A 14,922-nucleotide genomic window follows, 5' to 3' on the forward strand; every position below is an offset into this window, starting at 1 on the left:
AGGCCGGGTAAGGCGAAGCCGCCACCCGGCGAAACAGCGCGCCACACTCAGACCATTCCTGACAGTCTTCCATATTTCCTTCATTTTTCCGCTGTGTTAGCTGACTAAACTAGTATCATTCCCCGAAAGAGTTTCAGGATGAGAACGTATAACGATGAAAGGCAGTAACAAATCCCGCTGGGCAATCGCCGCTGGTCTGATTGTGGTGGTCCTTGCCGCCGCCTGGTACTGGCACAGCCAGTCCGCGAATTCCCCGGCACCGGCTGGCGCCAGCAGCCCCTCACAGCGCCCTGCGGGCAGTGGTCGCCACGGCATGCGCGGCGGCGCGCTGGCGCCGGTGCAGGCGGCAACGGCGGTGACTAAAGCGGTACCTCGTTATCTCTCCGGGCTGGGAACCATCACCGCCGCCAACACCGTGACGGTGCGCAGCCGCGTGGACGGTCAGCTGTTGGCCATTCATTTCCAGGAAGGCCAGCAGGTCAAAGCCGGCGATCTGCTGGCAGAAATCGACCCAAGCCAGTTTAAGGTGGCCCTGGCGCAGGCCCAGGGGCAGCTCGCGAAAGACAAAGCCACCCTCGCCAACGCCCGCCGCGATTTAGCCCGCTATCAGCAGCTGGTAAAAACCAACCTCGTGTCGCGCCAGGAGCTGGATACCCAGCAGTCGCTGGTCAGCGAATCGCAGGGCACCATTAAAGCCGACGAAGCCGCGGTCGCCAGCGCCCAGCTCCAGCTGGACTGGAGCCGGATCGTTGCCCCCATCGACGGGCGCGTCGGCCTCAGGCAGGTGGACATCGGCAACCAAATCTCGAGCGGTGACACCACGGGCATTGTGGTGATCACCCAGACGCACCCTATCGATCTCGTCTTTACCCTGCCGGAAAGCGATATTGCGACGGTAGTCCAGGCGCAGAAAGCCGGTAAAGGGCTGGTCGTGGAGGCCTGGGATCGCACCAACAAGCAGAAGCTGAGCGAAGGTTCGCTGCTGAGCCTGGATAACCAGATCGACACCACCACCGGCACCATCAAGCTGAAGGCGCGCTTCAACAATCAGGACGATGCCCTGTTCCCGAATCAGTTCGTCAACGCGCGTATGCTGGTCGCGACCGAAGAAAATGCGGTAGTGATCCCGACGGCGGCTCTGCAAATGGGCAGTGAAGGCAACTTTGTCTGGGTGCTGAACAGTGAAAACAAGGTCAGCAAACACCTGGTGAAAACCGGCATCCAGGACAGCCAGACGGTGGTAATCGACGCCGGGCTGTCCGCAGGCGATCGCGTCGTGACCGACGGTATTGACCGTCTGACCGAAGGGGCGCAGGTCGAGGTGGTGGAAGCTCAGACTACAGGAGCAAAAGCCTGATGCAGGTGATGCCGCCGAGCTCTACAGGTGGGCCATCACGCCTGTTCATTTTACGTCCGGTTGCGACGACCCTGTTGATGGTGGCGATCCTGCTGGCCGGGATCATTGGCTACCGTTTTCTGCCCGTGTCGGCGCTGCCGGAAGTAGACTACCCGACGATTCAGGTTGTCACCCTCTATCCGGGCGCCAGTCCGGACGTGGTGACGTCCGCAATCACCGCCCCGCTGGAGCGTCAGTTCGGCCAGATGTCTGGCCTGAAGCAGATGTCCTCCCAGAGCTCCGGCGGCGCCTCGGTCGTCACGCTTCAGTTCCAGCTCGCGCTGTCGCTGGACGTCGCGGAACAGGAGGTGCAGGCCGCCATTAACGCCGCCACCAACCTGCTGCCGTCTGACCTGCCGAACCCGCCGGTTTACAGCAAGGTGAACCCGGCAGACCCGCCGATCATGACGCTTGCCGTCACCTCCTCCGCCATGCCGATGACGCAGGTGGAAGACATGGTCGAAACCCGCGTGGCGCAAAAGATTTCGCAGGTGACCGGCGTCGGGCTGGTGACGCTCGCAGGGGGACAACGCCCCGCCGTGCGCGTTAAGCTTAATGCCCAGGCCATTGCCGCGCTGGGGTTAACCAGCGAAACCATTCGCACCGCCATCAGCAGCGCCAACGTTAACTCAGCGAAGGGCTCGCTGGACGGCCCAACCCGCGCGGTCACGCTCTCCGCCAATGACCAGATGCAGTCCGCCGATGAATACCGCCAGCTGATTGTGGCCTATCAAAACGGCGCGCCGATCCGCCTCGGGGACGTTGCCACCGTTGAGCAAGGGGCTGAAAACAGCTGGCTCGGGGCGTGGGCCAATAAGCAGCAGGCGATCGTCATGAACGTTCAGCGCCAGCCGGGCGCGAACATTATTGATACCGCCGACAGCATTCGCACCATGCTGCCGCAGCTGGTGGAAAGCCTGCCGAAATCGGTCAGCGTGAAGGTGCTGTCGGATCGCACCACCAACATTCGCGCCTCGGTATCGGACACGCAGTTCGAGCTGATGCTGGCGATTGCGCTGGTGGTCATGATCATCTACCTGTTCCTGCGCAACGTTCCGGCAACCATTATTCCCGCCGTTGCCGTGCCGCTCTCGCTGGTGGGAACGTTCGCGGTAATGGTATTTCTCGACTTTTCGATTAACAACCTGACGCTGATGGCGCTCACCATCGCCACCGGGTTCGTGGTGGACGATGCCATCGTCGTTATCGAGAACATCTCGCGCTATATCGAAAAAGGTGAAAAGCCGTTAGCCGCCGCGCTGAAGGGCGCGGGAGAAATTGGCTTTACCATCATCTCGCTGACCTTTTCGCTGATTGCGGTGCTGATCCCGCTGCTGTTTATGGGGGATATCGTAGGTCGCCTGTTCCGCGAATTTGCCGTGACGCTGGCCGTCGCCATTCTGATCTCTGCCGTGGTGTCGCTGACGCTGACGCCGATGATGTGCGCCCGCATGCTGAGCCATGACTCTTTGCGCAAGCAAAACCGCTTCTCCCGCGCCTCCGAGCGGATGTTCGAGCGCATCATTGCCGCCTACGGTCGCGTGCTGGCAAAAGTGCTGAACCATCCGTGGGCGACGCTCGGCGTGGCCCTCGGCACGCTGGCGCTCAGCGTCATGCTGTGGATTTTCATTCCGAAAGGCTTCTTCCCGATTCAGGACAACGGCATTATTCAGGGCACGCTCCAGGCCCCGCAGTCGGTCTCCTTCGCGAATATGGCGCAGCGCCAGCAGCAGGTGTCGGAAATCATCATGAAAGATCCGGCGGTGGAAAGCCTGACCGCCTACGTGGGCGTGGACGGCACCAACCCATCACTTAACAGCGCCCGCCTGCAAATTAACCTCAAACCGCTTGATGACCGCGACGATCGCGTCAACGCGGTGATCGAGCGCCTGCAACGCGCCGTGGCGCGCGTGCCGGGCATTCAGCTGTACCTGCAACCGATTCAGGATTTAACCATTGATACGCAGGTGAGCCGCACGCAGTACCAGTTCACGCTTCAGGCCACCTCGCTTGATGCGCTCAGCACCTGGGTGCCGCAGCTGGTGGACAAGCTGAAAGCGCTGCCGCAGGTTTCTGACGTCAGCAGCGACTGGCAGGACAAAGGGCTGGCGGCGTACGTAAACGTCAACCGCGACACCGCCAGCCGTCTGGGCATTACCATGTCCGACGTGGATAACGCGCTGTATAACGCTTTTGGCCAGCGTCTGATCTCCACCATTTACACCCAGGCGAACCAGTATCGCGTGGTGCTGGAACACAACACCGAGAACACGCCGGGGCTGGCCGCCCTGGACTCGGTGCGCCTGACCAGCAAAGACGGCGGTATTGTGCCGCTCAACGCGATTGCCACGGTGGAAGAGCGTCACGCCCCGCTGTCGATTAACCATCTCGACCAGTTTCCGTCCACCACCATTTCGTTCAACGTGCCGGACGGCTATTCCCTGGGCGAAGCGGTGGAGGCCATTCTGGGCGCGGAGAAGGAACTGAGCTTCCCGTCCGATATTCAGACCCAGTTCCAGGGCAGTACGCTGGCGTTCCAGGCCGCGCTGGGCAGCACCGTCTGGCTGATCGTCGCGGCGGTGGTGGCGATGTATATCGTGCTTGGCGTGCTGTATGAAAGCTTTATCCACCCGATCACCATCCTCTCCACCCTGCCGACGGCGGGCGTGGGGGCGCTGCTGGCGCTGATGCTGGCGGGGAGCGAGCTGGACGTGATTGCGATCATTGGCATCATCCTGCTTATCGGGATCGTGAAGAAAAACGCCATCATGATGATCGACTTTGCGCTGGCCGCCGAGCGCGAGCAGGGTATGGCGCCGCGCGAGGCCATTTTCCAGGCCTGCCTGCTGCGTTTTCGTCCGATCCTGATGACCACCCTGGCGGCCCTGCTGGGCGCCCTGCCGCTGATGCTGAGCACCGGCGTGGGGGCAGAGCTGCGCCGTCCGCTGGGTATCGGCATGGTGGGCGGCCTGCTGGTCAGCCAGGTGCTGACGCTGTTTACCACGCCGGTCATCTACCTGCTGTTCGACCGTCTGGCGCTGTGGACGAAAAGCCGCTTCCCGAAACGTGAAGAGGAGGCGTAAGTGAAGTTTTTCGCCCTCTTCATTTACCGTCCGGTTGCGACGATTTTACTCTCCGTCGCCATCACCCTGTGCGGCGTGCTGGGCTTCCGCCTGCTGCCGGTGGCGCCGCTGCCGCAGGTGGATTTCCCGGTGATCATGGTCAGCGCCTCGCTGCCGGGCGCATCGCCGGAAACCATGGCCTCATCCGTGGCGACGCCGCTTGAGCGATCGCTTGGGCGAATTGCCGGGGTTAACGAGATGACCTCCAGCAGTTCGCTGGGCAGCACGCGCATCATTCTGGAATTTAACTTCGACCGAGACATCAACGGCGCGGCGCGTGACGTGCAGGCCGCGATTAACGCCGCCCAAAGCCTGCTGCCGAGCGGCATGCCGAGCCGTCCGACCTACCGCAAGGCCAACCCGTCCGATGCGCCGATCATGATCCTGACGCTCACGTCGGAAACCTACTCTCAGGGCGAGCTGTACGACTTTGCCTCCACGCAGCTGGCGCAGACTATCGCCCAGATTGACGGCGTAGGCGACGTGGACGTCGGCGGCAGCTCCCTGCCCGCCGTGCGCGTGGGCCTGAATCCGCAGGCGCTCTTTAACCAGGGCGTGTCGCTGGACGACGTGCGTTCCGCCATCAGCAACGCCAACGTGCGTAAACCGCAGGGGGCGATTGAGGACAGTAGCCACCGCTGGCAGATCCAGACCAACGACGAGCTGAAAACCGCCGCCGAGTATCAGCCGCTAATTATTCATTACAACAACGGCGCGGCGGTGCGCCTGAGCGACGTCGCCAGCGTTACCGATTCGGTGCAGGACGTGCGCAACGCCGGGATGACCAACGCCAAACCGGCCATTTTGCTGATGATCCGCAAGCTGCCGGAAGCCAACATCATCCAGACGGTGAACAGCATCCGCGAGCGGCTGCCGGAGCTTCAGGAAACCATTCCGGCGGCGATCGATCTCCAGATTGCGCAGGACCGCTCCCCTACCATCCGCGCCTCGCTCGAAGAGGTGGAGCAGACGCTGATTATGTCCGTCGCGCTGGTGATCCTGGTGGTGTTCCTGTTCCTGCGATCGGGTCGCGCCACGCTGATCCCGGCGGTGGCGGTTCCGGTGTCGCTGATTGGCACCTTTGCCGCCATGTACCTGTGCGGCTTCAGCCTTAACAACCTGTCGCTGATGGCGCTGACGATTGCCACCGGGTTTGTGGTGGATGACGCCATCGTGGTGCTGGAAAATATCTCGCGTCATCTGGAAGCGGGCATGAAGCCGCTCCAGGCGGCGCTTCAGGGTACGCGTGAAGTGGGCTTTACGGTACTGTCCATGAGCCTGTCGCTGGTGGCGGTGTTCCTGCCGCTGCTGCTGATGGGCGGCCTGCCGGGACGACTGCTGCGCGAATTTGCCGTCACGCTTTCCGTCGCTATCGGTATCTCACTGGTGATTTCGCTTACGCTGACCCCAATGATGTGCGGCTGGATGCTCAAGCGCAGCCAACCGCACTCGCAGCCGCGCCGGAAAGGCTTTGGCCGCGTCCTGATGGCAATGCAGTCAGGCTATGGCAAATCGCTGAAATGGGTGCTGAACCACACGCGTATTGTCGGGCTGGTGCTGATGGGCACCATCGTGCTCAACGTCTGGATGTACATCACCATCCCGAAAACCTTTTTCCCGGAGCAGGATACCGGCGTGCTGATGGGCGGTATTCAGGCTGACCAGAGCATTTCGTTCCAGGCGATGCGCGGCAAGCTTCAGGACTTTATGAAGATCATTCGTGAGGATCCGGCCGTAGACAACGTCACCGGCTTTACCGGCGGCTCGCGCGTTAACAGCGGGATGATGTTTATTACCCTTAAGCCGCGCGGTGAACGTCACGAAACGGCGCAGCAGATCATTGACCGCCTGCGGGTGAAGCTCGCCAAAGAGCCGGGGGCAAACCTGTTTTTGATGGCCGTTCAGGATATCCGCGTCGGCGGACGACAGGCCAACGCCAGCTATCAGTACACCCTGCTCTCGGACGATTTAGCTGCCCTTCGCGAGTGGGAGCCGAAGATCCGAAAAGCGCTGGCCGCTCTGCCGCAGCTGGCAGACGTGAACTCCGACAGCCAGAACAACGGCGCGGAGATGGCGCTCACCTACGATCGTGAAACCATGGCCCGCCTGGGCATTAACGTGGAGGCGGCCAACAGCCTGCTGAACAACGCCTTCGGGCAGCGTGAAGTCTCCACCATCTATCAGCCGATGAACCAGTACAAGGTGGTGATGGAGGTGGATCCACGCTACACCCAGGACATCAGCGCGCTGGACAAGATGTTTGTGATCAATGATGACGGTAAGGCGATTCCGCTGTCGTACTTCGCCAGCTGGCAGCCCTCGAACGCGCCGCTGTCGGTGAACCACCAGGGGCTTTCCGCCGCCTCGACCGTCTCGTTTAACCTGCCAACCGGCTCGTCGCTGTCTGAGGCCAGTGATGCCATTAACCGCGCTATGACCCAGCTCGGGGTGCCCTCCTCCGTGCGCGGCAGTTTTGCCGGTACGGCGCAGGTGTTCCAGGACACCATGAATTCGCAGGTCATTTTGATTCTGGCGGCCATTGCCACGGTGTATATCGTGCTGGGCGTGCTGTATGAAAGCTACGTGCATCCGTTGACCATTCTTTCCACGCTTCCCTCTGCGGGCGTGGGGGCGCTGCTGGCGCTGGAGCTGTTCGGTGCCCCATTCAGTCTTATCGCGCTCATCGGGATCATGCTATTGATTGGCATCGTGAAGAAAAACGCGATAATGATGGTCGACTTTGCGCTGGACGCCCAGCGCAACGGTAACCTGACGCCGGACGAGGCGATATTCCAGGCCTGTCTGCTGCGTTTTCGCCCGATCATGATGACCACGCTGGCCGCACTCTTCGGCGCGCTGCCGCTGGTCATTTCCGGCGGTGACGGCTCTGAACTGCGCCAGCCGCTGGGGATCACGATCGTCGGTGGCCTGGTGATGAGCCAGCTCCTGACGCTCTACACCACGCCGGTGGTCTATCTGTTCTTCGACCGGCTGCGGCTGCGTTTTTCGCGTAAAAAGAGAACCACGGTGACCGAGTAAATGACCGACCTTCCCGGTAACGTTCGCTGGCAGTTGTGGATAGTCGCGTTCGGCTTCTTTATGCAGTCGCTGGACACGACTATCGTGAACACCGCCCTCCCCTCGATGGCAAAAAGCCTGGGGGAGAGCCCGCTGCACATGCATATGGTGATTGTCGCCTACGTGCTGACGGTCGCCGTGATGCTGCCCGCCAGCGGCTGGCTGGCGGATAAGGTCGGCGTGCGGAACATCTTCTTCACCGCCATCGTGCTGTTTACCACCGGGTCTCTGTTTTGCGCTCAGGCCAATACCCTCGATCAGCTGGTGATGGCGCGCGTACTACAGGGCGTCGGCGGCGCAATGATGGTGCCCGTCGGGCGGCTAACAGTGATGAAAATTGTTCCGCGCGCGCAGTATATGGCGGCGATGACCTTTGTCACCCTGCCCGGTCAGGTCGGCCCGCTGCTTGGCCCGGCGCTGGGCGGTATTCTGGTGGAGTACGCTTCCTGGCACTGGATCTTCCTGATTAACCTGCCGGTCGGTATCATCGGCGCGATTGCCACCCTGACGCTGATGCCGAACTATAAAATGCAGACCCGGCGCTTTGATTTCTTTGGCTTCATCCTGCTGGCCGCCGGCATGGCGACGCTCACCCTGGCGCTGGACGGGCAAAAAGGGCTGGGGATTTCGTCCCTGTCGCTCGCCCTGCTGGTGGCGCTGGGTGTCACCGCTATTCTCTGGTATCTGTGGCATGCCAGAGGCAACGACAGGGCGCTGTTCAGCCTGAACTTGTTTAACACACCAACCTACCGTCTGGGGCTTTTGGGCAGCTTCGCCGGACGTATCGGCAGCGGCATGCTGCCGTTTATGACGCCGGTATTTTTACAGATTGGGATGGGCTTTTCGCCGTTCCACGCGGGGCTGATGATGATCCCGATGGTGCTCGGCAGCATGGGGATGAAGCGTATAGTGGTGCAGGTGGTAAACCGCTTTGGCTACCGCCGCGTGCTGGTGGCCGCCACGCTCGGGCTGGCGCTGGTCACCCTGCTGTTTATGACCGTGGCGCTGATGGGCTGGTACTACGTCCTGCCGCTGGTGCTGTTCTGCCAGGGGATCGTCAACTCCATGCGCTTCTCGTCGATGAACACCCTCACGCTGAAAGATCTGCCGGACGAGCTGGCGAGCAGCGGTAACAGCCTGCTGTCGATGATCATGCAGCTCTCCATGAGCGTGGGGGTCACGGTGGCCGGCTTGCTGCTCGGCATGTACGGCCAGCACCACCTCAGCGTCGACACCCCCGTCGCGCATCAGGTCTTTTTATACACCTACCTCAGCATGGCGGCGATCGTCGCCCTGCCCGCTTTTATCTTTGCCAGAGTACCGAATGACACGACCAAAAATGTCGTGCTCCGACGCGGCAAAAGGAGTGCACCATGAAATTCTGGCGTCCGGGGATCACCGGTAAGCTTTTTGTGGCGATTTTCGCCACCTGTATTGTCCTGCTGATTACCATGCACTGGGCGGTGCGGGTCAGTTTTGAGCGCGGGTTTATTGACTACATCAAGCACGGTAACGAACAGCGCTTACAGGGCTTAAGCGACGCGCTGGGCGAGCAGTACAGCCTGCACGGTAACTGGCGTTTTCTGCGCAATAATGACCGCTTTATATTTCAAATTCTGCGCTCGCTGGAGCACGATAATGACGATGACCGTCCGGGGCCGGGCATGCCGCCGCACGGCTGGCGCACTCAGTTCTGGGTGATTGACCAGGAGATGCGCGTGCTCGTTGGCCCGCGCTCGCCGGTACCGCCGGACGGCACAAAACGCGCCATCACCTCGAACGGTGCCACGGTGGGCTGGGTTATCGCCTCGCCGGTCGAGCGGCTGACGCGCAACACCGACATCAACTTTGACCGCCAGCAGCGTCAGACCAGCTGGCTGATTGTCGCGCTCTCTACCCTGCTTGCCGCGCTCGCCACCTTCCCGCTGGCGCGCGGCCTGCTGGCGCCGGTTAAGCGCCTTGTTGAGGGCACACACAAGCTGGCGGCGGGTGATTTCTCGACCCGCGTGGACACCCGCAGTCAGGACGAGTTGGGCAAGCTGGCGCAGGACTTTAACCAGCTCGCCAGCACGCTGGAGAAAAACCAGCAGATGCGCCGCGACTTTATGGCCGACATTTCGCACGAGCTGCGCACCCCGCTGGCGGTGCTGCGCGGCGAGCTGGAGGCGATTCAGGACGGCGTGCGGCAGTTCACTCCCGAGTCCGTGGCCTCGCTACAGGCGGAAGTCGGTACGCTGACCAAGCTGGTGGACGATCTGCATCAGCTTTCCATGTCCGACGAAGGCGCCCTGGCCTACCAGAAAGCCCCACTCGACGTGATCAATATTCTTGAAGTCGTGACCGGCGCGTTCCGCGAACGCTTCGCCAGCCGTGACCTGAAAATCAACCTCTCGCTGCCGGACAGCGCGGTGGTGTTTGGCGACAAAGATCGCCTGATGCAGCTATTCAATAATCTGCTGGAGAACAGCCTTCGCTATACCGACGGCGGCGGCGCGCTGCATATCTCCGGCAAGCAGGAAAACGGGCGCTTTGCCCTGACCTTCGCGGACTCCGCCCCTGGCGTGAAGGATGCGCAGCTGGAAAAACTGTTCGAGCGCTTCTATCGCACCGAAGGTTCCCGCAACCGCGCCAGCGGCGGTTCCGGCCTTGGGCTGGCGATTTGCGTTAACATTGTAGAAGCCCACGGCGGCACCATCCGCGCCGCCCATTCGCCTTTTGGCGGGGTTAGCATTACAGTAGAGTTACCTCTGGAACGGGATTTATCGAGGGAAGCATGACCGAGTTACCGATTGACGACAACACACCGCGCATTTTGATCGTGGAAGACGAGCCTAAACTGGGGCAACTGCTGATCGACTATTTGCGTACCGCGAGCTACGCGCCCACGCTTATCAGCCACGGCGACCAGGTGCTGCCCTACGTGCGCCAGACGCGGCCGGATCTGATCCTGCTGGATCTGATGCTCCCGGGTACTGACGGCCTGACCCTGTGCCGTGAAATTCGTCGTTTCTCCGACGTACCCATCGTGATGGTGACGGCCAAAATCGAAGAGATCGACCGCCTGCTGGGGCTTGAAATCGGCGCCGACGATTATATCTGCAAGCCTTACAGCCCGCGCGAAGTGGTTGCTCGCGTGAAAACGATCCTCCGCCGCTGCAAGCCGCAGCGTGAATTGCAGGTGCTGGATGCGCAAAGCCCGCTGATTGTCGACGAAAGCCGCTTCCAGGCAAGCTGGCGCAACAAGCTGCTGGACCTCACCCCTGCGGAGTTCCGCCTGCTGAAAACGCTCTCCCACGAGCCGGGGAAAGTGTTTTCCCGCGAACAGCTGCTCAATCATCTGTATGACGATTACCGCGTGGTGACGGATCGCACCATCGACAGCCACATCAAAAACCTGCGTCGCAAGCTGGAGTCGCTGGATGCCGACCAGTCGTTTATTCGTGCGGTGTACGGCGTGGGGTATCGATGGGAAGCGGACGCGTGCAGGATTGCCTAATATTTGCTTTAACGATGATTACCTGCCCAGGTAATCATCGTTCTTCATAACATTCACTTTCTAACAACCCCCTACCTGATTTGACAATTGCTAATTGTATTGTTTGATGTTAAAAACGAAATAAATCACAATATTACGGCTTCAAGAAATGCAAAATGTTATTGGTACTTTATTCATTATCATCACCACAGCTATAAGCGTTGCCAGCCTTTTCTTGGGGTTATTCGCTTATAATAAAAAAATGAAAACAAAAGCAATACAAAAAATAGAACTCCTCATACCTAAAAAAAACAGAATAACCAAGTTTTCCGAGCAATGGGTAAGCGCTTTTTTCCTGGCATTCGGTAATCATGCATACTCAAAAAGGCAATTAATTACCATACCGTTTTTATTGGTTTTATATTCCAGTATCTTATTTGTAGTTTGGTATCTCTGGGTGCTGACTTTTAGAAATCCTGAGCACATCATTCCTCAACATCTACCATTGACCATTAAAGTTGCATTACATGACTTTATTCATTTTGGCTTTTGGTACTCTTTACTGCTTGATGTGATGTCAATTTATCTTATCAGAGCTTACATTAACGCAAGTCTATCGAAAGGGTTTTCGTCTGTAAAATCGATTGTTTATTTTTCTTCAATTGTTCTGGGTGTTATGCTCTCATTTACACTTATCATCACCCACCTTAAAAATGTTTCGATTGAGGACCTCTATATCCAGCAAGGCCTGTATTTTGAAGACAGACCTGTTATGACATGGAACCCGCTGGAAGTGATACGGTCTTCATTGGATTTCATCGATAACGAAACCATGATTATCTTTACCTCAAAAGGGGCAATATCTAACTACTTCATTCCGCAGGCGATCATGTTTTACCTTTCCATGTTTACACAATTGACGCTGCTTATTGTTTTCATCAGCTATATGATCACAAAAATACTGCATAACATTCGAACGGTTGCCATCTGGACAGTCAAGTATTCTGGAACGGCTACGATGAATGCCATTGGTTTCATTCTTATCGCCGGTATTATTCTACTGACTTTAATATATTTGTGTATGTATGTCATATCGCTAATGGTTTAAAGATACGAAGTATTATGTCATCTGAAAGGGGTGAGGCGCTTTACCTCCTCGCCCCGCAGCGCTACAATGCCCGCCCTTAAAGTGGGGGATCTCCCCTTACCGCTGCACCAGGTGTATGCGGATCTGACCTGTCATCAGAACGAGAACAAACATGTTTAAACCGGAACTCCTTTCCCCGGCGGGAACGCTGCAAAATATGCGTTACGCTTTCGCCTATGGTGCCGACGCCGTCTACGCGGGCCAACCGCGTTACTCGCTGCGCGTGCGTAACAACGAATTCAACCACGAGAATCTTCAGCTCGGCATTAACGAAGCGCATGCCCTGGGCAAAAAATTCTACGTGGTGGTGAACATCGCGCCGCACAACGCCAAGCTGAAAACGTTCATTCGCGACCTGAAGCCGGTCGTGGAGATGGGGCCGGACGCGCTGATCATGTCGGACCCGGGTTTAATCATGCTGGTTCGGGAGAACTTCCCGGAGATGGACATTCACCTCTCGGTGCAGGCTAACGCCGTCAACTGGGCGACGGTGAAATTCTGGAAGCAGATGGGGCTGACCCGCGTCATTCTGTCTCGCGAGCTGTCTCTCGAAGAGATCGAAGAGATCCGCACCCAGGTGCCGGATATGGAGATCGAAATCTTCGTCCACGGCGCGCTGTGCATGGCCTACTCCGGCCGCTGCCTGCTCTCTGGCTATATCAACAAGCGTGACCCGAACCAGGGCACCTGCACCAACGCCTGCCGCTGGGAATATAACGTTCAGGAAGGCAAAGAGGATGAGATCGGGAACATCGTGCATAAGCACGAGCCGATCCCGGTCACCAACGTTGAGCCAACGCTGGGTATCGGCGCGCCGACCGACAGCGTGTTTATGATTGAAGAAGCCAAACGTCCGGGCGAGTACATGACCGCCTTTGAAGACGAGCACGGCACCTACATCATGAACTCGAAGGATCTGCGCGCCATCGCACACGTGGAGCGTTTAACCCAGATGGGCGTGCACTCGCTGAAAATCGAAGGCCGCACCAAGTCCTACTACTACTGCGCCCGCACCGCGCAGGTATATCGCAAAGCCATCGACGATGCCGCCGCCGGTAAACCGTTCGACACCAGCCTGCTGGAAACGCTGGAAGGTCTGGCGCATCGCGGCTATACCGAAGGTTTCCTGCGTCGTCACACCCACGACGACTACCAGAACTACGAGCATGGCTACTCGATTTCTGAACGCCAGCAGTTTGTCGGTGACTTCACCGGCGAGCGTAAAGGCCCGCTGGCTGCCGTTGCCGTAAAAAACAAATTCACCAAAGGCGACAGTCTGGAGCTGATGACGCCGCAGGGCAACATGAACTTCCGCCTGGAGCACCTGGAAAACAAAAAAGGTGAGGCGATTGAGGTCGCACCGGGCGATGGCCATGTGGTCTGGCTGCCGGTTCCTGAAGAGGTAGAGCTGGAGTTTGCGCTTTTGATGCGTAATTTTGAAGGTGAAAATACCCGAAATCCACACGGCAAATAGTCAATCAACGGGATTTTTTCACGCTGGGATAATTCTTAGAATCGGATCACATACCGCTTCGTTCAATACGGGTATTATCCCCCCGCTGAAAAACATAACCCATAAATGCTAGCTGTACCAGGAACCACCTCCTTAGCCTGCGTAATCTCCCTTACGCGGGCTTATTTTTTGCCTTTCATCCTGTTCTTACCCGCTTTGTTCTTCTCTGGGATACACTCTTTCTATAGTTAAAAAAGGGAGCAAACCGGATGGCAACCTATCCAGACAGTGTATTAATTCTCAACGGCAAAAGTGCAGGCAACGATCTGTTGCGTCAGGCGATTACCGAATTGCGTGAAGATGGCGCGCGCATTCACGTGCGGGTGACCTTTGAAAAAGGCGATGCTGCACGCTATATCGACGAGGGCATCAGGTTAGGCGCTGAAACCATTATTTCCGGCGGCGGCGACGGAACGATCAACGAAATCGCCGGCGCGCTGATTGACCTCAACACAGCAGATCGCCCGGTGATGGGCATTTTACCGCTCGGTACCGCCAATGATTTTGCCACCAGCGCCGGCATACCTGAGGATTTAGGAAAAGCGCTGCAACTGGCCATCCTCGGTAAAGCGACCCCCGTCGATATCGCTCAGGTGAATGAAAAAACCTGCTTTATAAATATGGCGACGGGCGGTTTCGGCACGCGGATCACCAGCGAAACGCCGGAAAAGCTGAAGGCCGCGCTGGGCGGCGTCTCGTATCTCATCCACGGCCTGATGCGCATGGACACGCTCAAGCCCGACAGCTGTGAAATCCACGGTGAGAACTTCCACTGGCAGGGCAACGCGCTGGTGATTGGCATCGGCAACGGGCGGCAGGCGGGCGGCGGACAGCAGCTTTGCCCGGAAGCATTGATTAATGACGGTCAGCTACAGCTGCGCATTTTTACCGGCGACGGGCTGCTGCCCGCGCTGTTTACGACGCTGACGCAGCCGGAGGAGAGCCCCAACATCATCGACGGCACATCCGCGTGGTTTGAGGTGATCGCCCCCCACGGCATGACCTTTAACCTTGACGGAGAGCCGCTCAGCGGTGAGCGATTCCGCATCGAAGTTTTGCCCGGCGCGTTGCAGTGCCGGTTGCCGCCGGACTGTCAGCTTTTGCGCTGACGTGTTGCCGGGTGGCGGCCCTCTTCCCGTATGCACGGAACAGTCCCCTCTCCCCGTTGGGGAGAGGGTTAGGGTGAGGGAA

9 protein-coding genes are annotated in these 14,922 nt (G+C 58.5%); all 9 read left to right on the forward strand.

Translation table 11 applies throughout. From position 1 onward, the window contains the following. Window positions 1-154: 154 nt before the first annotated feature. The 9 genes from DBR02_RS01010 to yegS all read left to right on the forward strand — a co-directional run bounded on the left by DBR02_RS01010 (window position 155) and on the right by yegS (window position 14,840). Complete coding sequence (locus DBR02_RS01010; RefSeq protein ID WP_107533363.1) at window positions 155-1,357, forward strand: MdtA/MuxA family multidrug efflux RND transporter periplasmic adaptor subunit; 1,203 nt, start codon at window positions 155-157, stop codon at window positions 1,355-1,357. Continuing rightward, window positions 1,357-4,479: an MdtB/MuxB family multidrug efflux RND transporter permease subunit gene (locus tag DBR02_RS01015; RefSeq protein WP_107533364.1), complete on the forward strand. Its 3,123-nt coding sequence runs from the start codon at window positions 1,357-1,359 to the stop codon at window positions 4,477-4,479. Before DBR02_RS01010 ends, DBR02_RS01015 begins: the two co-directional genes overlap by 1 nt. Further along, window positions 4,480-7,557 carry a multidrug efflux RND transporter permease subunit MdtC gene (gene mdtC / locus DBR02_RS01020; RefSeq protein ID WP_107533365.1) on the forward strand — a complete coding sequence of 1,026 codons (3,078 nt, stop codon included), beginning with the start codon at window positions 4,480-4,482 and terminating at the stop codon, window positions 7,555-7,557. Further along, on the forward strand, window positions 7,558-8,973 hold the full coding sequence (locus tag DBR02_RS01025) for an MFS transporter (protein ID WP_063450269.1): 1,416 nt from the start codon (window positions 7,558-7,560) through the stop codon (window positions 8,971-8,973). Then, window positions 8,970-10,373 (forward strand): two-component system sensor histidine kinase BaeS, encoded by a 1,404-nt coding sequence (gene baeS, locus DBR02_RS01030; protein ID WP_107533366.1) that lies wholly within the window; start codon window positions 8,970-8,972, stop codon window positions 10,371-10,373. The genes DBR02_RS01025 and baeS overlap by 4 nt, the downstream gene beginning before the upstream one ends. Then, window positions 10,370-11,092 carry a two-component system response regulator BaeR gene (gene baeR / locus DBR02_RS01035; RefSeq protein ID WP_107533367.1) on the forward strand — a complete coding sequence of 241 codons (723 nt, stop codon included), beginning with the start codon at window positions 10,370-10,372 and terminating at the stop codon, window positions 11,090-11,092. The genes baeS and baeR overlap by 4 nt, the downstream gene beginning before the upstream one ends. A 148-nt stretch (window positions 11,093-11,240) precedes the next feature. Further along, the gene (locus DBR02_RS01040) at window positions 11,241-12,179 is read left to right on the forward strand and encodes a hypothetical protein (RefSeq protein WP_107533368.1); all 939 of its coding nucleotides are present in this window, start codon (window positions 11,241-11,243) and stop codon (window positions 12,177-12,179) included. A 151-nt stretch (window positions 12,180-12,330) separates the two neighbouring features. After that, window positions 12,331-13,692 (forward strand): prephenate-dependent tRNA uridine(34) hydroxylase TrhP, encoded by a 1,362-nt coding sequence (gene trhP / locus DBR02_RS01045; RefSeq protein WP_063868340.1) that lies wholly within the window; start codon window positions 12,331-12,333, stop codon window positions 13,690-13,692. Window positions 13,693-13,940: 248 nt separating this feature from the next. Continuing rightward, window positions 13,941-14,840, forward strand: a complete 900-nt coding sequence (yegS, locus tag DBR02_RS01050; protein ID WP_107533369.1) for a lipid kinase YegS — start codon at window positions 13,941-13,943, stop codon at window positions 14,838-14,840. The last annotated feature ends 82 nt before the right edge of the window (window positions 14,841-14,922 follow it).

Origin of the sequence: Enterobacter cloacae complex sp. (assembly GCF_900322725.1) — a bacterium.
Taxonomy (GTDB): Bacteria; Pseudomonadota; Gammaproteobacteria; order Enterobacterales; family Enterobacteriaceae; genus Enterobacter; species Enterobacter quasihormaechei.